General features: G+C 51.1%; 16 protein-coding genes and 2 tRNA genes. All 18 read left to right on the top strand.

Annotated features, from left to right (window positions below):
• The first annotated feature begins 2 nt into the window (after positions 1 to 2).
• On the top strand, positions 3 to 509 hold the full coding sequence (locus V2546_RS13915) for a signal peptidase II (protein WP_118533309.1): 507 nt from the start codon (positions 3 to 5) through the stop codon (positions 507 to 509).
• Positions 510 to 597: 88 nt separating this feature from the next.
• Positions 598 to 1,707 carry a UDP-galactopyranose mutase gene (gene glf, locus V2546_RS13910; RefSeq protein WP_329752638.1) on the top strand — a complete coding sequence of 370 codons (1,110 nt, stop codon included), beginning with the start codon at positions 598 to 600 and terminating at the stop codon, positions 1,705 to 1,707.
• A complete protein-coding gene (locus V2546_RS13905; RefSeq protein ID WP_329752637.1) occupies positions 1,700 to 3,013 on the top strand; it encodes a lipopolysaccharide biosynthesis protein in 1,314 nt (437 codons plus the stop codon). Before glf ends, V2546_RS13905 begins: the two co-directional genes overlap by 8 nt.
• Complete coding sequence (locus V2546_RS13900; RefSeq protein ID WP_329752636.1) at positions 3,003 to 3,929, top strand: glycosyltransferase; 927 nt, start codon at positions 3,003 to 3,005, stop codon at positions 3,927 to 3,929. Before V2546_RS13905 ends, V2546_RS13900 begins: the two co-directional genes overlap by 11 nt.
• 347 nt (positions 3,930 to 4,276) lie before the next feature.
• The gene (gene rfbC / locus V2546_RS13895) at positions 4,277 to 4,852 is read left to right on the top strand and encodes a dTDP-4-dehydrorhamnose 3,5-epimerase (protein WP_015553895.1); all 576 of its coding nucleotides are present in this window, start codon (positions 4,277 to 4,279) and stop codon (positions 4,850 to 4,852) included.
• Positions 4,853 to 5,008: 156 nt separating this feature from the next.
• Positions 5,009 to 5,794, top strand: a complete 786-nt coding sequence (locus V2546_RS13890) for an ABC transporter permease (RefSeq protein WP_485663125.1) — start codon at positions 5,009 to 5,011, stop codon at positions 5,792 to 5,794.
• A 9-nt stretch (positions 5,795 to 5,803) separates the two neighbouring features.
• Positions 5,804 to 7,120, top strand: coding sequence for an ABC transporter ATP-binding protein (locus tag V2546_RS13885; RefSeq protein ID WP_142412726.1), 1,317 nt, complete (start codon positions 5,804 to 5,806; stop codon positions 7,118 to 7,120).
• 91 nt (positions 7,121 to 7,211) lie between these two features.
• Positions 7,212 to 8,072 carry a hypothetical protein gene (locus tag V2546_RS13880; RefSeq protein ID WP_329752635.1) on the top strand — a complete coding sequence of 287 codons (861 nt, stop codon included), beginning with the start codon at positions 7,212 to 7,214 and terminating at the stop codon, positions 8,070 to 8,072.
• Positions 8,069 to 11,182: a glycosyltransferase gene (locus tag V2546_RS13875; RefSeq protein ID WP_329752634.1), complete on the top strand. Its 3,114-nt coding sequence runs from the start codon at positions 8,069 to 8,071 to the stop codon at positions 11,180 to 11,182. Before V2546_RS13880 ends, V2546_RS13875 begins: the two co-directional genes overlap by 4 nt.
• Positions 11,183 to 11,535: 353 nt before the next feature.
• A complete protein-coding gene (gene rimI, locus V2546_RS13870) occupies positions 11,536 to 12,084 on the top strand; it encodes a ribosomal protein S18-alanine N-acetyltransferase (RefSeq protein ID WP_329752633.1) in 549 nt (182 codons plus the stop codon).
• A gap of 49 nt (positions 12,085 to 12,133) precedes the next feature.
• Complete coding sequence (locus V2546_RS13865) at positions 12,134 to 12,403, top strand: hypothetical protein (protein WP_485663122.1); 270 nt, start codon at positions 12,134 to 12,136, stop codon at positions 12,401 to 12,403.
• Between the two features lie 673 nt (positions 12,404 to 13,076).
• Positions 13,077 to 13,988, top strand: coding sequence for a ribonuclease Z (locus tag V2546_RS13860; RefSeq protein WP_118322624.1), 912 nt, complete (start codon positions 13,077 to 13,079; stop codon positions 13,986 to 13,988).
• Positions 13,989 to 13,991: 3 nt separating this feature from the next.
• The gene (tsaD, locus tag V2546_RS13855; RefSeq protein ID WP_215702221.1) at positions 13,992 to 15,029 is read left to right on the top strand and encodes a tRNA (adenosine(37)-N6)-threonylcarbamoyltransferase complex transferase subunit TsaD; all 1,038 of its coding nucleotides are present in this window, start codon (positions 13,992 to 13,994) and stop codon (positions 15,027 to 15,029) included.
• Positions 15,029 to 15,763, top strand: coding sequence for a 2-C-methyl-D-erythritol 4-phosphate cytidylyltransferase (gene ispD, locus V2546_RS13850; RefSeq protein ID WP_215702222.1), 735 nt, complete (start codon positions 15,029 to 15,031; stop codon positions 15,761 to 15,763). Before tsaD ends, ispD begins: the two co-directional genes overlap by 1 nt.
• A complete protein-coding gene (locus V2546_RS13845; RefSeq protein WP_215702223.1) occupies positions 15,750 to 17,240 on the top strand; it encodes an AAA family ATPase in 1,491 nt (496 codons plus the stop codon). Before ispD ends, V2546_RS13845 begins: the two co-directional genes overlap by 14 nt.
• 65 nt (positions 17,241 to 17,305) lie before the next feature.
• Entirely contained in the window at positions 17,306 to 17,458 is a 153-nt protein-coding gene (locus tag V2546_RS13840) for a hypothetical protein (RefSeq protein WP_329752632.1), read from the top strand.
• A gap of 156 nt (positions 17,459 to 17,614) precedes the next feature.
• Positions 17,615 to 17,700, top strand: a tRNA-Ser gene (locus V2546_RS13835).
• Positions 17,701 to 17,786: 86 nt separating this feature from the next.
• Positions 17,787 to 17,875: transfer RNA gene (locus V2546_RS13830), tRNA-Ser, on the top strand.
• The last annotated feature ends 269 nt before the right edge of the window (positions 17,876 to 18,144 follow it).

Genomic DNA, 18,144 nt, shown 5'->3' with positions numbered 1-18,144 from the left:
CAATGTTTGGATTTTTGACATTCGGAACGACGCTTGCGCTTACAGATCTGGCTGTGAAAAAAGAGATCGAAGCCAGACCCGATGAAGAATTCCCGAAAACCGTGAAAGAATCAGGCGGCCTGATCCGCCTCTACAAAAACCACAATCCGGGCTTTTCCTTCGGATTCATGAAGGAATACCCGAAACTTGTGGAGATGGTCCCGGTCTGCATGCTGTCGGCGGTAGCCGGTGCATGGGCGTATGTGATCGGAAAGAAGGGACGCGTGCTGGAGAAGACGGCGCTGACCCTGGTGCTGGCCGGCGGAGCGAGCAACCTTTATGACCGGCTCAAACGCGGATATGTGGTGGACTATTTCAGCATCCAGTGGAAGAAACTGAAAAAAGTGGTCTTCAACCTGGGTGATATCTTTATTTTTGCCGGATCTGCCCTGTTTGCGGCAGTCCAGCTCGTGGAGGAGGTCCGCGAAATTCTTCCGAAAGAAAAAATCTTTGTTAAGGAAGAAGAGTAATTCAGGCAGCAGGACACAAAATCCAGCTCACCCATGCTGCAAAATACATCGGCGCAGAAAAGCCGGGACAATGAGGAGAACAGTCTATATGAAGAAACAATATGATTACCTGTTAGTGGGCAGCGGACTTTTCGCCGGAGTTTTCGCGTACTACGCAAAAAAAGCCGGAAAGACCTGCCTCGTTCTTGAGAAGAGAGGACATGCAGGCGGAAACATCTACTGCGAAAATATCGAGGGCATCAACGTACACCGCTACGGCGCCCATATCTTCCATACCAGTAACAAGGAAGTCTGGAACTTTGTGAACAGCCTCGTGGAATTCAACCGCTACACAAACAGCCCGGTTGCGAACTACAAGGGCGAGATGTACAACATGCCGTTCAATATGAACACCTTCAGCCGCATGTGGGGAATCTCCACTCCGGAGGAGGCAAAAAAGATCATCAATGAGCAGAGAAAGGTCATCAAGGGCGAGCCGAAGAACCTGGAAGAGCAGGCCATCAGCCTTGTGGGAACCCACATCTACCAGAAGCTTGTAAAGGGTTACACGGAGAAACAGTGGGGCAGAGACTGCAGGGAGCTCCCGGCTTTCATCATCAAACGTCTTCCGGTGCGCTACACCTATGACAACAACTACTTTAACGATCTCTATCAGGGGATCCCGATCGGCGGCTACAATAAGATCACAGAAAAGCTCTTTGAGGGCTGTGAGATCCGCCTTGGAACCGACTATCTGGCGGATAAAGCGAAATATGATGCGCTTGCGGACAAGGTCGTGTATACAGGAACCATTGACAGCTATTTTGACTACTGCTTCGGAAAACTCCAGTACCGCAGCCTGCGGTTTGAAACGGAAGTCTTAGACTGCGACAACTACCAGGGCAATGCGGTCATCAACTACACGGACCGCGAAACTCCCTACACGAGGATCATTGAACACAAGCATTTTGAGTTCGGAACACAGGAGAAGACGGTCATCACGAGAGAGTATCCGGCGGAGTGGACCGAGGGCATGGAGCCATACTATCCGGTAAACGATGAGAGAAACCAGGAATTATATAAGAAATACGCGGAACTCGCTGGAAAAGAGAAGAATGTGATCTTCGGCGGAAGACTTGCGGAATACCGCTATTACGATATGGATAAGGTTATCGAGTCCGCCCTGTCCTGCGTGAAGAAGGAATTTGGAAATGAATAACCGGCCGAAAACGCCTCACGGGTTCGCCAGACTCATCATCGGCGACGGATCCGCGGTGTCGGAGCAGAAGAACATTATCTGGAATATGATCGGAAGCTTCCTCTACGCCTTTGCGTCCATGGTGCTCTCTATCGCGGTGGTCCAGCTTGCGGGCGAGGACGCGGGCGGAGTGTTCACCTTCGCCTTTACCACCTTCGGACAGCACATGTTCATGGCGGCGTACTTCGGTATCCGTCCGTTCCAGATCACGGATACCGGGGAGAAGTACACCTTCGGTGACTATCTCGGGCTGCGTCTCATCACCTGCGGCCTCGCGATCCTTGTGGGCTTTAGCTATGTGATGGTCAGCGGCTATACCTTTGAGAAAGCGGCCATCGTCTTCCTGATGGTGGTCTACAAGGTCATCGATGCTCTGGCGGATACATACGAGGCGGAATTCCAGCGCGGCGGAAGACTGTATCTGACAGGAAAATCCAATGCATTCCGGACGATCCTCTCCGTGGCATGTTTCCTCGGAAGCCTCGCACTGACGGGAGAACTTCTGACGGCCAGTATCTGGGCGGTGGGCGCACAGATCGCAGGCTTTCTCCTGTTCGATGTCCTTGTGATCCGGGAACTCCCGAATGTGACATGGAAGTCGGGGCGCGGAAAGAAATTCCAGCTCTTCCGGGATAATATTCTGTTATTTTTCTCGGTGGTTCTGGACTTCTATATCTTTTCCGCATCAAAATACGCCATCGAGGCCCATATGGCAGACCGTGATCTCGCAGTCTACGGCGCGATCTTTATGCCGACCAGCGTGATCAACCTGGTTGCCGGTTTCGTGATCCGCCCGTACCTTACAAAGCTTGCGGTGGACTGGGAGACCGGACACTTAAAAGCATTCCGGAAGATCATCAGGAATCTTGCCCTGATCATTGCGGCGCTGACAGTCCTCGCAGTGGGCGGCGCATGGCTGCTCGGCATTCCGGTGATTAGCCTGCTGTACCCGAACCTGCGGGAGGGGCTTTCCACCTGCCGTGCGGCACTGGTACTCATCATCCTCGGAGGAGCACTGAATGCGTTCATGAACCTGTTTTATTATTCGCTCATAATTATGCAGAAACAGAAATTCATCATTCTTGGATATGCTTTCGTCAGTGTGCTGGCGGTCCTTTCCTCCGGCTGGTTTGTCCGGATGGGCGGGATTCAGGGCGGTTCCTTTGTATACATGCTTTTGATGGCCGCACTGATGGTATTTTTCGGAATCTTTTCGGCAGGCTTTATGAAACAGAAAGAGAGAGCACAAAAACATAATGAAGGTTGATGTGATCATCCCGGTCTACGGTCCGGGAAACAGATTGTTGGAATTATTTGACCAGTTGGGACACCAGACCGTACCGGTGGATCGGCTGATCGTCATGAATACAGAAAAGTCCCTGTGGGATAAGTGGACGGAGACTCTGGAACCGGGAAGACTCCCGGAAAATCTCTCCGTGTACCATGTGACGAAGGAAGAATTTGACCACGGTGCCACGAGAAATGCAGGGATCGAACATTCCGACGCGGATGTCTGTGTCTGCATGACTCACGACGCGCTTCCGGCGGACACGGGGCTCTTAAAAGCCCTGACGGACGCGCTTTTTTCAGAGAAGGATATCGCCGTGGCATATGCGAGACAGCTTCCCGCAAAGGACTGCAATATCATCGAGCGCCACACGAGAGAGTTCAACTATCCGGACAAAAGCCGGATAAAGAGGCTCTCGGATCTCGACACGCTTGGAATCAAGACGTACTTTTGTTCCAATGTCTGTGCGGCATATAAGCGGGAGATCTATATGGAGCTGGGGGGATTTATCCGGAAGACGATCTTCAATGAGGACATGATCTTCGCGGCGAAGGCCATGAAGAACGGATATGCGGTCTGCTATGCGGCAGACGCGAGAGTGATCCACTCCCACAACTACACGGCGGTGGAACAGTTCCACAGAAATTTCGATCTTGCGGTCTCTCAGGCGGATCATCCCGATGTATTCTCCGGGATACGGTCTGAGGGCGAGGGGATCCGCATGGTAAAGGACACCGCGCGCTGGCTGGTAAAAACGGGGCATGCATACCTCGTACCGAAGCTGGTGGTGGACAGCGGGTTTAAGTATATGGGATATCTTGCAGGAAAGCGGTATAAAAAGCTGCCGAAGGCATTGGTAGTTAAGTTATCTATGAACCGGAATTACTGGAAATAGAGTTGAAAATTATGTAAAACTGTTCAGTAGGTCTGCGCACTTGCTGCGCTGACCGTAAGAAAACATAGGATAGGAGGCAAAAATCCCATCAGCGAAGCTGATCTGGAATGGATTTTTGCGTGTAACTATGAAGGTACTGAATAGTTACAATTATGTAAACCGATTTGCCGCACATTCCTCTATATCAATGGCTGTGTGGCAGGTCAGAGCAGAAAAATATTGTCATTCTGCACTCCGGGTGGTATGATGTAGTGCGGAAATGCCGAAAAATGGCGGAAATACAGCGGCTGAACCGAAAGAGAAAACAAGCACAGCCGTAAATTTATAAAAAGGTGAGGTAAAAGACTATGGGAAAGATCAAAGTTTCTTCCTGTGAAACAGATGGAATGGTAATCGAAGGCCTTCATGTAATCGAGCCGACCGTATTCAACGACGAGCGCGGATACTTTATGGAGACATACAACCAGAATGATTTTAAAGAGGCAGGACTCAATATGGTTTTTGTACAGGATAACCAGTCGATGTCCGTAAAGGGTGTACTCCGCGGCCTTCACTTCCAGAAACAGTTCCCGCAGGGCAAGCTTGTCCGTGCGGTACGCGGAACCGTGTTCGATGTAGCGGTTGACTTAAGAACACACTCCAAGACATACGGCAAGTGGTTCGGCGTTGAGCTTTCTGCGGAGAATAAGAAACAGTTCTATATTCCGGAAGGCTTTGCCCACGGCTTTGTCGTTCTTTCCGATGAAGCAGAGTTTGCTTACAAGTGTACCGATTTCTATCATCCGGGTGACGAGGGCGGACTTGCATGGAACGATGAGACCATCGGCGTAAAGTGGCCGATCACGCCGGATATGCAGCTCATCATCTCTGAGAAAGACCAGAAATGGCCGGGATTCAAAGAGATCTTCAAGTTTGATCGTTAGTAATTAGCAGTGCGGCGCCAAATGCGGCAAGATGTGTCGCAAACTTGTTTGCGTAGGCATCTTTCCGCATTTAGCGACATAGGGCGCTGCCAGGAACTGCATCAATAGAAAGGTTGTAAAAGCGTGAATTATTTGACTTCATTACTGAAGGAGCTGGTGGCAAAAAGAAAACTGATCTGGGAGCTTTCCAAGGCAGATTTCAGAAAACGTTTTGTCGGCTCCTATTTTGGCGTTGTCTGGATGTTCATCCAGCCGATCGTCACCGTCCTGATCTACTGGCTCATCTTCGGTCCGATCGGATTCAAGAGTGCGCCGCCGGTGCCGAACGCCTCATACGTCCAGTGGCTGATTCCGGGCATCGCCCCGTGGTTCTTCTTCTCTGAAGCCTTGAACTGCGGAACGGGATGCCTTCAGGAGTACAATTATCTGGTAAAAAAAGTAGTATTCAAAGTGGAGATCCTGCCGGTGATCAAGCTGATCTCCTGTCTGTTTGTGCATGTATTTTTCGTCCTGATCATGTTCTTCGTGTTCCTGATCAGCGGCAAAAAACCGGAACTTTCCTGGATCCAGATCATTTATTACTCCTTTGCCACATCCATGTACGCTCTGGCGCTCACGTACCTTACGAGTGCGATCCAGGTATTCTTTAAGGATATGGCACAGATCGTCAGCATCTGCCTGCAGTTCGGCATGTGGCTGACCCCGATCATGTACAGTGAACAGTTATTCTTAGATAAGGGCTTGACGATGGCTCCGATGATCCTGAAACTGAACCCGTTTTATTATATCGCGGCGGGATACCGTGACAGCATGCTGACGGGAGACTGGTTCTTCATGCGTCCGACACTGACCGTGTATTTCTGGGCAGTGACCCTGATCACCATGTTAGTGGGACTCAAAGTATTCAAGCGGCTCCGTCCGCATTTCTCAGATGTATTGTAGGAGGAAACCATGTCTGCCAATGCGATTACAGTAAAAGACGTGACGAAGGTGTACAGACTCTACGACAAGCCGATCGATCGACTGAAAGAGTCCTTAAGCCCGACACATAAAAGCTATCACAAGGATTTCTATGCCTTAAATGGTCTCTCCTTCAATGTAGAAAAGGGTCAGACCGTGGGCATTATCGGAACGAACGGTTCCGGAAAATCAACGATCTTAAAGATCATCACCGGCGTCCTCACACCGACCACCGGTCAGGTGGACGTGGAGGGAAAGATCTCCGCGCTTCTGGAACTTGGAGCCGGGTTCAATATGGACTACACCGGAATTGAAAATATCTATATGAACGGCACCATGATGGGGTATTCCCGGAAAGAGATGGATGAAAAGCTGCAGGATATTCTGGATTTTGCGGATATCGGCGATTTTGTCTATCAGCCGGTAAAGACCTACTCCAGCGGTATGTTCGTCCGTTTGGCATTTGCGCTTAACATTAACGTGGAGCCGGAGATCCTGATCGTCGACGAGGCCCTGTCCGTCGGAGACGTATTCTTTCAGGCAAAATGTTACCGGAAGATGGAGGAGATCAAGCAGAGGGGAACAACGATCCTCATGGTTACCCACGATATGGGCAGTATCATCAAATACTGCGATAAGGTCGTTCTCTTAAACAAGGGCGAGTTCATCGCGGAAGGTGAGCCGGGCCATATGGTGGATCTCTATAAGAAGATCCTGGCAAACCAGCTGGATTCCTTAAAGGAAGAGCTGGAGAGCGACTATTCCGGCGGTATGCTGGGCGAAGAAAAGAACGTGAAGGCTGAGAAAGCCCATTCCGATGGATCCCTCATGAAGGATAAGATCACCATCAACACTGACCGAACCGAGTATGGAGACGGACGGGCAGAGATCTTTGATCTGGGGCTTTTTGACGCGAGAGGAAACCTCACAAATCTCCTGCTAAAGGGAGAGATGTTCACGATCAGGGAGCGGATCCGCTTCCATGCGCCGATCAAGTGTCCGATCTTTACCTATACGATCCGTGACAAGAAGGGAACGGATCTCACCGGAACGAACACCATGTATGAGGGCTGTGACATCAAACCGGTGGGAGACGGCGATGTCTACGATGTTTCCTTTACCCAGAAGATGACACTGCAGGGCGGCGAGTATCTTCTCTCCATGAGCTGTACAGGCTTTGAGGGTGAGGAACATGTGGTATACCACCGTCTGTACAATATCGCAAACCTTACGGTGATCTCCAATAAGAATACGGTCGGTGTGTATGACATGGAATCGGAAGTGGAGACATCGCTGACAAAAGCATAAGACCAGAACATGGCATTTTGACAGCAGGATCTGTCTGAAAAGACCGGCAGGATCCGGGAAAAATGTCTGTGACACATAGCGGGAGAAAAAGATGAAGGATTACAGTTATGAACTTCTTGACCTGCTCGAAAAGTATAAAGGAGATGCGGAGGCGGCACTGCGGGGAGAAACAAGCCCGTGGTGTCTCTACGCATTTTCTCCGTTAAGGGAAAATCTTTTCGAGTGGCTGGAAATGAAAAAAAATGACCGGGTTCTCCAGGTCGGATCCGACTACGGTTCCTGTACCGGACTTTTTACAGAGCGTGCCGGTGAGGTGGTCGTTCTGGATCAGCGGGATGAGAATCTGGAGGTGAACCGGAGAAGGCATGGAGAAAAGGAAAATCTCTTCCTGATCCGCGGGGAACTTCCGAAGGCAGATGCAGAGTCTCTTGGGTGGAAAGAGTACAAGGGAAAGGAACGTGCAGCAGAGGAGCTGGACGCGCTCTATAAAGCTGGATTCGACTATGTGATCCTGCCGTCCATGCTTTCCGCGACAGAGAAAAGCGGGGCAGCGGATCTGCTCGAGAGAGCGGCATCCCTTGTGAGACCGGGAGGAAAACTCTTAGCAGCGGCTGAGAATGAGTCCGGTGTCCGCTACTTTATGGGCGCGGAGCCATTTGAACACTCCTTCCTAGAGGTGGAGTTCCGCGGCCTGTTTGAGGACTTAAAAGAGAAATTTGGCGGAACCGCGATGCTCTACTACCCGGTTCCGGATTACCGTTATCCGGTAACTCTCTACTCCGATGACTATCTCCCACAGACCGGCGATGTGACGAATATCTCCGCCCGTCTTGACGGTCCGGGACTCTGGTTCGGAAGCGAGGAGAAAGCCATGGCGAACGCATGCAGAAATGGAGATTTCGCGAAGTTCACGAACTCATTTCTTGGCATGTGGGAAAAGGGGAAGGCATGAGACAGATTTTATTTGTAAAATACAACCGGACCAGAGCGGAGCAGTTCCAGTTAAAAACGGAGATCGTGCGCGAGGACGGAGTTCTCACTGTCGAGAAGACAGCTCTCACGAAAGCCGGCGAGGCGCATATCCGCTCATTCGGGGAAAAATATGAGAAGATCCGCGATCTGAATCCGGCCGTCCGCTTTTTAAAACCGGAGTGGAAAAAGGATCAGAAGACGGTTTCTTTCCAGTACTTAAACGGTAAGACCGTAGGGGACGCCCTGGGCGAGGCGATCGTCATGGGGGAAGTTCCGTATCAGGAACTTGAGAAGGTGATGAACGTCCTGTTCCCGGAAGACCCTGACGAGAAGAAATTTGAGGCAACGCCGGAATTTGAGGCGGTATTCGGGAAAGTCCCGGAGATCAGCGATCAGGCGGTTTCCGTGTCCAACGTGGACGGACTCTTCGAGAACCTTATGGTCCCGGAAAATGAGAACTGTATCTACGGGATCGACTACGAGTGGGTATTTGACTTCCCGATCCCGGAGAAATTCTTAAAATACCGCAATCTCTTATATTTCTACAGACGTTATGAGAAGGTGCTGAACGTTAAAGAAGAGGACCTATACGCGCATTTTGGGATTACAGCGGAAGAGCAGGCTGTTTTTGGCGGAATGGAAAAGGCGTTCCAGTCCTATGTTCATGATGCCGGTTCCTTCGGTTACATGAAGCAGTATGAGCAGCCGACAAAGACGGTCGAGTTCCTTTTAGACCGTGAGAGCGAGCTCTACAAGGTAAAAGACTGGTGTGAGAATTTAAAGCAGGAGATCTCCGAGAAAGATGTCACGATCATGAAACAGCAGGAGGTCCAGCGCCTCACCAACAATCATGTGACGAATCTTGAGAACATCATCACAAGTCTCAGAAGCGAGAATGCGAGAATGGCGGGAGACCTGCAGTATCTGTCGAAACATGAGGCGATCATGTGGAAAATTCTCCGGAAATGCCATCACGCTGTGGATAAAGTCATGCCGAAGGGCACGAGAAAGAGAAAGATCGCTGGATATTTCAAGAATACCGTCTTCCATCCGGGAAAATACGGAAAGCTGTATTTCACGAAGGACGGACGAAACAGGATCCGTGGAGATTTCAAGATCGGCGCCGGTTACCTGGAACACGGAAAGCTGCACTTTGACTATGTGGAGCATCCGACCGTTTCCATCGTGATCCCGGTCTACAACCAGATCCACTACACATATGCCTGCCTGCTCTCAATTCTGGAGAACACGAAGAATGTGACTTACGAGATCATCATTGCGGATGACGTGTCCACGGATGCGACAAAGGAACTCTCCCTGTACGCGGAGAATCTCGTGATCTGCAGAAACAAGACAAACCAGGGATTTTTAAGAAACTGCAACCAGGCTGCGAAGGCGGCCCGCGGCAAGTATGTCATGTTCTTAAACAATGACACCCAGGTAACACCGGGCTGGCTTTCCTCCCTTGTGAACCTGATCGAGTCGGATCCGACGATCGGAATGGTCGGTTCCAAGCTCGTGTACCCGGACGGACGCCTTCAGGAAGCTGGAGGAATTATCTGGAGCGATGGTTCCGGCTGGAATTATGGCCGTCTCGATGATCCGGAGAAACCGGAGTACAACTACGTGAAGGATGTGGACTACATCTCCGGCGCGGCGATCCTGCTCTCGACGGATCTCTGGAAGCAGATCGGTGGCTTTGATGAGCTGTTTGCACCGGCATACTGTGAGGACTCCGATCTTGCATTTGAGGTGAGAAAAGCCGGATACCGCGTGGTCTACCAGCCGTTATCGAAGGTCATCCACTTTGAGGGCGTCTCCAACGGTACCGATGTCAACGGAACCGGTCTGAAGCGCTACCAGGTGGAGAACAGCAGAAAATTAAAAGAGAAGTGGGCGGAGGAGTTCAAAAAGCAGTCTGTCAACACAGGCAATCCGAACCCGTTCCGTGCCCGTGAGAGAAGCCAGAAGAAGCCGGTGATCCTTGTTGTGGACCATTATGTCCCGACGTTTGACAAGGATGCAGGTTCCAAGACGACCTATCAGTACCTGAAAATGTTCGTGAAGATGGGATATTCCGTGAAATTCCTCGGAGACAACTTCCTTCACGAGGAGCCGTACTCGACGACACTCCAGCAGATGGGCGTGGAGATCTTATACGGACCGGGATACCAGGCAGGAATCTGGGACTGGCTGACAAAGAATAAGGACGAGATCGATTTTGCGTACCTGAACCGTCCGCATATCGCGATCAAATATATTGACTTTATCAAGAAGAACACCAATATCAAGGTGATCTACTACGGACATGACCTGCATTTCTTAAGAGAATACCGGGAGTATGAGCTCACCGGCGATATCCAGAAAAAGCGGGAGTCCGATTACTGGAAATCCATCGAGTTCTCCCTGATGGAGAAGGCGGCGGTATCCTACTATCCGTCTTACGTGGAGGAAGAAGCAATCCATGCGATCCATCCGGAGTACAAGATCAGGGCGATCACTGCCTATGTCTACGAGAAGTTCCTGGAGAATATCGACAAGGACTTCGAAAAGAGGGAAGGACTGCTGTTTGTCGGTGGATTCGCGCATCCGCCGAATGCTGACGCGGTTCTCTGGTTCGCAAAGGAGATCTTCCCGCTGATCAGACAGAAGCTTGATGTGAACTTCTATGTTGTCGGATCCAAGGTGACGGATGAGATCAAGGCGCTTGAGCAGCCGGGAAGCGGCATCATCGTCAAGGGCTTCGTCACAGAGGAAGAGCTTGCATCTCTCTATGCGACATCCCGGATCGTTGTGGTTCCGCTGCGTTACGGTGCCGGAGTCAAGGGAAAGGTTGTCGAGGCGGTCTATAATGGATCGGCCATCGTCACTACTTCCATCGGTTCCGAGGGAATCCCGGAGGCGGAACGCGTCATGAAGGTCGCTGACGGACCGGAGGCATTCGCCGATGAGGTTGTCAAGATGTACCAGGATCCGGCGGAGTGTTGCAGAATGTGCGAGGAGACGCAGAAGTATATTCGTGAGTATTTCAGTGTCGAGGCGGCGTGGAAGGTCATTGAAGGAGATTTTACGCCGGAGAAGAAACGGTAAGAGTTTTCTGATCGCACGAATGTGGAAGTGTTTCACGATTTCTGCGTTTACAATTCTGAAAAACATGGATAGGAAGGAAAAAATCCCATCGGCAAAGCCGATTCGGAATGCATTTTTGCTCGTAACTTGCCATACATCTGAAGGGAAGCTCCGTGGGGAGGCTCTTGTAGGTGTGAGGGTACTGAACAGTTACGTTTATTCATGAATCGAATATTGCATCATACGATTCTGCCGGGACTTTCGTTCCCGGCAGTCTGTATATGCAGAGAAATTTTCCGGCGAAGCGATCTGGGCGGGATGCAGATGGACCGATCATTGGGAATGACTGCAATGCAGCAAAAAAGGAGAATATAGTGGAAATAAACAATATTCATGAAAATTCTAATAATTACAACAAATATACAAAGGATAGTAGCGATGAGGCGAAGTCCGCGGGAAAGGCGGAGACGATTCTTCGTGCGATGACTGCGGATGATCTTCCGGCGGTGGAACGGATCGAACAGACTTGTTTTTCCGATGCATGGTCGGAGAAGCTTCTCTCCGATATGCTGGAGAGCGAGTGGGACGAGGCCTGGGTGCTTGCGGACGAGAAGAATTCCGTGATCGGGTATGCGAATTTCCGGTTTCTCGCAGGGGAAGGGGAGCTTATGAGGATCGCTGTGCTTCCGGAATACAGGGGACATGGGGAGTCAAAGAAACTCATGGATCGTCTGGAAATCTCTTCAAGGGAGAAGGAGGCACCGGATTTGACTCTGGAGGTGCGTGCCGGGAACACGCCTGCGATAAACCTTTATAAATTCTATGGTTTTCAGGCGGAGGCTGTTCGGAAGAATTATTATCATGATCCGGTGGAGGACGCGCTCATCATGTGGAGACGGCCGGTTCCATCGATTCCCACTTAAAATCATGATTTTTTCCGCTATACTGTAGGGGACTCCGGGGGAACCGGGGATGATGAAGGCGGAGGAAAAGAGAAATATGAGAAAATACGGAAAAGACGGTCGGTTGGAGAGCGTGATCTGCAACAGGTGCGGAAGGAAGTTGGCAGTGAGGAATGGGATCGTGCGGGAAGGCGTGTTTTCGTCGGATCATGCGTGGGATTTCTTTTCGGAGAAGGATGGGGAGGTTCACCATTTTGATCTGTGTGAGGAGTGCTATGATGAGGTGACGGGGGAGTTCCGGGTTGCGGTGGAGGTGGAGGAGGAAATCGAGATGCTGTAAAAGGATCAAGGCGGGCGGCTGGAGAGAGGTTGCCTGCCTTTTTTTGTTGGCGGGGGGGTACGCGGTGAGCTTCCGCTCAGGAGTGCTGGGGATGCGGGGATGGTTCCACTAAGCTTGCGGATGGCTGCTAAGGGCGGAGAACAGGGGACACAACTCGCTGCGCTCAGACAAGTGTCCCCTGTCCTCCAACGCATCCGTCCGCGAGCCAAGTGGAACCAGATCCCCGGATCAATGCACTCCTGAGCGGAAGCTCACCGCTGTGTGTTGCAGATGGAGCGCTCGCGCGGGGCGCATCGCTGGGGGAATGTAGATGAGAAGTTCTCTGGGCGCATCGCTGAGGGAGTATGGGGTTGACGCAACTGTCTGCGAGGGAGGAGAAAGCAGGGGTCACAGATCAATGTACGTCTGATCGGAAGTTCACCACTGGGAATCGCAGATGGGCGCTCGCGCGGGGCGCATCGCTGAGGGAATGCAGATGGGACGCTCGTGGCGGGCACATCGATGGGAGTATAAGGTGTCTTTCGATGGTTTCTTTCCTGAGGAATAAGGGCTGCATCTCTTGCATATGACTGGCGCTTTATGGTATGATACGTGCAGACTTGATAAATTTAGTATCAAAGGGGACAAAAGTTTTTTTGACCCCGCCATTATGATAGAATGCAGAGGAAATTACATGTTAGATATCTGTTTACTGGGGACCGGGGGCATGCAGCCGCTGCCGTATCGTTGGCTGACGTCTATGATGGCGCGCTGTGACGGCAGTAATCTGTTGATTGACTGCGGCGAGGGGACCCAGATTGCTTTGAAGGAAAAGGGATGGAGTCCGAAACCGGTGGACGTGATCTGTTTTACGCATTATCATGCGGACCATATCAGTGGGCTTCCGGGTTTTCTTTTGACGATGGGAAATGCGGAGCGGACGGAGCCGGTGCTTCTTGTGGGTCCGAAGGGGCTGGAGCGGGTTGTCGGCGCGCTCCGGACGATCGCGCCGGAGCTTCCGTTTCCGCTTGTGTTTAAGGAGCTCACGGAGCCGAGGGAGAAGTTCCAGGCGGGGCCGTATGTGGTCGATGCGTTTCGTGTGAATCACCGTGTTACCTGCTACGGCTACCGTATCACGATCCCGAGGAACGGCAAGTTTGATGTGGAGCGGGCGAGAGCGCAGGAGATCCCGCAGAAGTTCTGGAGCAGACTCCAGAAGGGCGAGACGATCGAGCATGAGGGACGGACCCTGACGCCGGATATGGTGTTGGGCGAGAAGCGCCGCGGGATTTCTGTGACTTACACGACTGACACGCGCCCGGTCCCGGCGATCGCGGAATATGCTGCGGATAATGATCTTTTTATCTGTGAGGGCATGTACGGCGAGAAGGAGAAGATCGCGAATGCGCGGGAGAATAAGCACATGATGTTCCAGGAGGCAGCGAAGCTCGGAAAGGAAGCGAATCCGAGGGAGATGTGGCTGACGCATTACAGCCCGTCGTTGATGCATCCGGAGGAATATTTGAATGAGATCAGGGAGATTTTCCCGAAGATCAAGACCGCCCGCGATGGCTGGTCTGCAGAACTTGGATTTGACGAGGATTAGAAAATGAAGATACACAGTGTTGAAGAAGACGTATATATACTTGCAATCGAGAGCTCCTGTGACGAGACGGCAGCTTCCGTCGTAAAGAATGGACGTGAGGTGCTGTCCAACGTGATCTCATCCCAGATCGCGCTCCACACGCTCTATGGCGGCGTAGTGCCGGAGATCGCATCGAGAAAGCATATTGAGAAGGTAAACCAGGTGGTTCAGGCTGCCCTTGATGAGGCGCATATGACTCTGGGCGAGATCACGGCGATCGCGGTGACTTACGGTCCGGGTCTTGTGGGTGCTCTTCTTGTCGGAGTTGCGGCTGCGAAGGCGATCGCCTATGCGGCAAAGAAACCGCTGGTCCCGGTCCATCACATCGAGGGACATGTTTCCGCGAACTTTATCGAGCATCCGGATCTGGAGCCGCCGTTTGTCTGCGAGATCGTGTCCGGCGGACATACCCACCTTGTGATCGTAAAGGATTACGGCGAGTTTGAGATCATCGGACGCACGATGGATGACGCGGCCGGAGAGGCTTTCGATAAGGTTGCCCGCGCGGTCGGACTCGGATATCCGGGCGGACCGAAGGTTGACAAGGCGGCAAAAGAGGGAAATCCGCATGCCATGGAGTTCCCGCGTGCGAAGGTCGGCGGATCCCAGTATGATTTCAGCTTCAGCGGTATGAAATCCGCTGTCTTAAACTATATCAACCAGGCGGAGATGAAGGGCGAGACGATCAATGTCCCGGATCTCTGTGCTTCGTTCCAGAACGCAGTGGTGGACGTTCTTGTGAGCCGTGCGATCGCTGCGACAAAGGAATTTGGCTATAAGAAGCTTGCGATCGCGGGTGGTGTCGCATCGAACTCTGCCCTCCGTGCCGGGATGAAAGCGGCATGTGAGAAAGCCGGGATCGAGTTTTATTATCCGTCACCGATCTTCTGTACCGACAATGCGGCGATGATCGGCGCGGCCGGATATTATGAATACATCAACGGAGTGCGCGCAGGCTGGGATCTGAATGCGGTTCCGAACCTGAAACTGGGAGAACGGTAATGGAACAGGTAAAAAAGGCTGCGATCGTTCTGGCGGCCGGTCATGGAAAACGGATGCACAGCAAGGTGGCGAAACAGTATCTGCTCTTAAACGGAGAGCCGGTGCTGGTCCATGCCCTGCGTGCGTTTGAGATGAGCGGGATGGATACGATCATCCTGGTGACCGGGGCGGACGAGGTGGAATTCTGCAGGAAGGATATCGTGGAGGCCTATGGGTTTTCCAGCGTGAAACAGGTCGTGCCGGGCGGAAAAGAGCGGTATGACTCTGTCTGGAACGGTCTCTGCGCTTTGAAGGCAGCAGGATTCCCGGAAGATGGGATCGTCCTGATTCATGATGGGGCGAGACCGCTTGTGGACGGGGAGATCATTGCGCGCGCAGTGGATGGCGCCTGCAGCTATTCTGCCTGCGTGGCAGCGATGCCGGTAAAGGATACGATCAAAGTGGCGGACGCGGACGGATTTTCCGAGAGCACCCCGGACCGCAGCACCCTGTGGCAGATCCAGACCCCGCAGGCATTCCGGTTTGAGCTGATCTATCGTGCGTATGAGAAGATCTTCGCACCGGGGGCAGACCGCAGCCATATCACGGACGACGCGATGGTGGTAGAGCTGATGACGGATACAAAGGTAAAATTCGTGGAAGGCAGCTATTCTAATATTAAAGTGACGACTCCGGAGGATATGGTGATCGCGGAGGCACTTCTGTACAAGGGAGAAAAACATGTCAGTTTTTGATTTTAATGCGGAAGCAAAAGAAGAGAGAAAGAACGCGAAATGCACATTTACGTTATTTCGTTCCAATGAGACCACGGCAACTCCGGAACATCCGATCCTGGTCCTGGACAACCGGGAAAAACAGTGGGAGCACCATTCCAAAGGTGTGTTTACGAACCCGGTACGGGAGACGGCCTTTGAATTTGAGGATGAAGACGGCAGAACACACAGCGCCGATATCTTAAAAATAGACGCGCGTTTTGTGAAACTGCTGAAATGGCTGGGAGAAAACAAGATCAACGTGCGTCTTTCCGGCTCCAATGAGGCGGACGGATATGCAGTGTACAAGATCAGGGAGATCGCCTTTGGCGGCGGAACAAAGCTTTCTGCGGAAGATGGCTTCTTACAGTATATGATCGGACGTCTTCAGGCGAGCAGTGCCCCGGCAGAAGAAGTGTCGGAGGAAGAGGCAGCGGAAGATGGAGATGATATGAAGCTGACCAGCCTTCAGAGCATCACGGATTTCATGACATGTGCGGGAGGAACACTTCCGGATAATATCCGCCTGTGGGCAAGAAGAAACCTTGCGGTGGCAAATTCCCATGAGGTGTCACCGGAAGAGCGCCGTCATGCCCAGAGAGCGCTGTCCATCATGATGAACATCCAGTGGAAGAGCAACTATTTTGAGGCCATCGATCCGGAAGAGGCGAGACGGATTCTGGATGAGGAGCTGTATGGAATGGAGCGGGTAAAGCAGAGGATCATCGAGACGATCATCCAGATTAACCGTACCCACACGCTCCCGGCTTACGGAATCCTTCTCATCGGACCGGCGGGAACGGGAAAATCCCAGATCGCTTACGCGGTAGCGAGGATCTTAAAACTGCCGTGGACGACCCTGGACATGAGCTCCATCAATGACCCGGAGCAGCTGACAGGAAGCTCCCGTGTATACGCAAATGCGAAGCCGGGAATCATCATGGAGGCATTTTCGCTGTCCGGCCAGTCGAATCTTGTGTTCATCATCAACGAGCTCGACAAGGCTGCGTCTGGAAAAGGAAACGGAAATCCGGCGGATGTTCTTTTGACGCTGCTGGATAACCTTGGATTTACGGATAACTATATGGAGTGCATGATCCCGACGGGTGGAGTTTACCCGATCGCGACGGCCAACGACCGCTCAAAGATCAGCGCACCGTTAATGTCACGTTTCGCAGTGATCGATATTCCGGATTATACGGAAGAGGAAAAGAAGATCATCTTCTCGAAATTTGCGCTTCCTAAGGTATTGAAACGGATGAGCATGAGAGAGGAAGAATGTGAGATCCTTCCGGAGGCACTGGATGAAGTGATCAGCCGGTATTCGGATACATCGGGAATCCGTAATCTGGAGCAGGCAGCAGAACATATTGCAGCCAACGCTCTTTACCAGATCGAAGTAAATCATGTGAATAAAGTAGTTTTCGATAAGAAAATGGTTCGGGAATTATTAGGATAAGAACGAGGAGACCTGGTGCCTCCTTATTCTTTTATGATAGGAAAGGATGGATTGCGTGGAGGACAATGATATGTCCGCGAAAAATTTCTGAAGGAAAAGAAAAGGGAAAGCCTGCGGAAACAGGAAGCCCGGACAAAGCCGGGTTTGAAGAACAAACTTTTTTGAAAATATTTTTGAAAAAAGTTTGCGAAGATGAAAAACAGAGAAAGGAAGCATGAAAGAACAGATACTAGATATTGATATTTACGTGGATTAAAACAGCATATTTTGTATACAATTTAAAAAGAATCAAAAAACAAAAAAAGTTTGGAAAAATGCTTGACAAAAATGTAATTGTAGGTTATTATTAATGAGCACGTTTGAGAGAGCGCTTTGGAGAGATATCGAAGTGGTCATAACGAGGCGGTCTTGAAAACCGTTTGTCCGCAAGGGCGCGTGGGTTCGAATCCCACTCTCTCCGCTAACTGTACTGCGGAGCCAGAGAGATGAGTTCCTGGTGCAGAATTAAATATGAGTCTTGTGGAAGCAAGATGCGAATCAACCAATGCAGAAGTACCCAAGTGGTTGAAGGGGCTCCCCTGGAAAGGGAGTAGGTCGTTAGTAGCGGCGCGAGGGTTCAAATCCCTCCTTCTGCGCTTTTAACTTGCAAAGAAAACTTCTTTGAAAATAAGTTAAAAAAGTTCTTGACAAATCGAACCTGATTTGATAGAATAAATGAGTTGCTTCTGAAACACGGAAACAACAAAAACAGTTCCTTGAAAACTGAACAGTATGTAGAACCCTGAAAATTCTTATAAAAATGGTCTTTGGTTTAGACCATGAATGAGAACATTCAGAACAAAACCTAACAAAACAGTAGAACGGTTTAAAAATTAGCCAAGCTAAATTTTGAACCTGGATACAA

Origin of the sequence: Clostridium sp. CM74B_53 (assembly GCF_036318045.1) — a bacterium.
Classification (GTDB): domain Bacteria; phylum Bacillota; class Clostridia; order Lachnospirales; family Lachnospiraceae; genus Pilosibacter.
Note: the sequence above shows the minus strand (reverse complement) of the source record. Positions and strands in the feature narration are given on the sequence as shown.

Bases quoted from the DNA above. Each gene is read 5' to 3' on its own strand.
- V2546_RS13905 (WP_329752637.1), top strand. From the start codon at position 1,700: ATGAATAACCGGCCGAAAACGCCTCACGGGTTCGCCAGACTCATCATC.
- V2546_RS13840 (WP_329752632.1), top strand. From the start codon at position 17,306: ATGATATGTCCGCGAAAAATTTCTGAAGGAAAAGAAAAGGGAAAGCCT.
- ispD (WP_215702222.1), top strand. From the start codon at position 15,029: ATGGAACAGGTAAAAAAGGCTGCGATCGTTCTGGCGGCCGGTCATGGA.
- glf (WP_329752638.1), top strand. From the start codon at position 598: ATGAAGAAACAATATGATTACCTGTTAGTGGGCAGCGGACTTTTCGCC.
- V2546_RS13845 (WP_215702223.1), top strand. From the start codon at position 15,750: ATGTCAGTTTTTGATTTTAATGCGGAAGCAAAAGAAGAGAGAAAGAAC.
- V2546_RS13880 (WP_329752635.1), top strand. From the start codon at position 7,212: ATGAAGGATTACAGTTATGAACTTCTTGACCTGCTCGAAAAGTATAAA.
- V2546_RS13860 (WP_118322624.1), top strand. From the start codon at position 13,077: ATGTTAGATATCTGTTTACTGGGGACCGGGGGCATGCAGCCGCTGCCG.
- V2546_RS13865 (WP_485663122.1), top strand. From the start codon at position 12,134: ATGATGAAGGCGGAGGAAAAGAGAAATATGAGAAAATACGGAAAAGAC.
- V2546_RS13900 (WP_329752636.1), top strand. From the start codon at position 3,003: ATGAAGGTTGATGTGATCATCCCGGTCTACGGTCCGGGAAACAGATTG.
- V2546_RS13875 (WP_329752634.1), top strand. From the start codon at position 8,069: ATGAGACAGATTTTATTTGTAAAATACAACCGGACCAGAGCGGAGCAG.
- rfbC (WP_015553895.1), top strand. From the start codon at position 4,277: ATGGGAAAGATCAAAGTTTCTTCCTGTGAAACAGATGGAATGGTAATC.
- V2546_RS13915 (WP_118533309.1), top strand. From the start codon at position 3: ATGTTTGGATTTTTGACATTCGGAACGACGCTTGCGCTTACAGATCTG.
- V2546_RS13885 (WP_142412726.1), top strand. From the start codon at position 5,804: ATGTCTGCCAATGCGATTACAGTAAAAGACGTGACGAAGGTGTACAGA.
- tsaD (WP_215702221.1), top strand. From the start codon at position 13,992: ATGAAGATACACAGTGTTGAAGAAGACGTATATATACTTGCAATCGAG.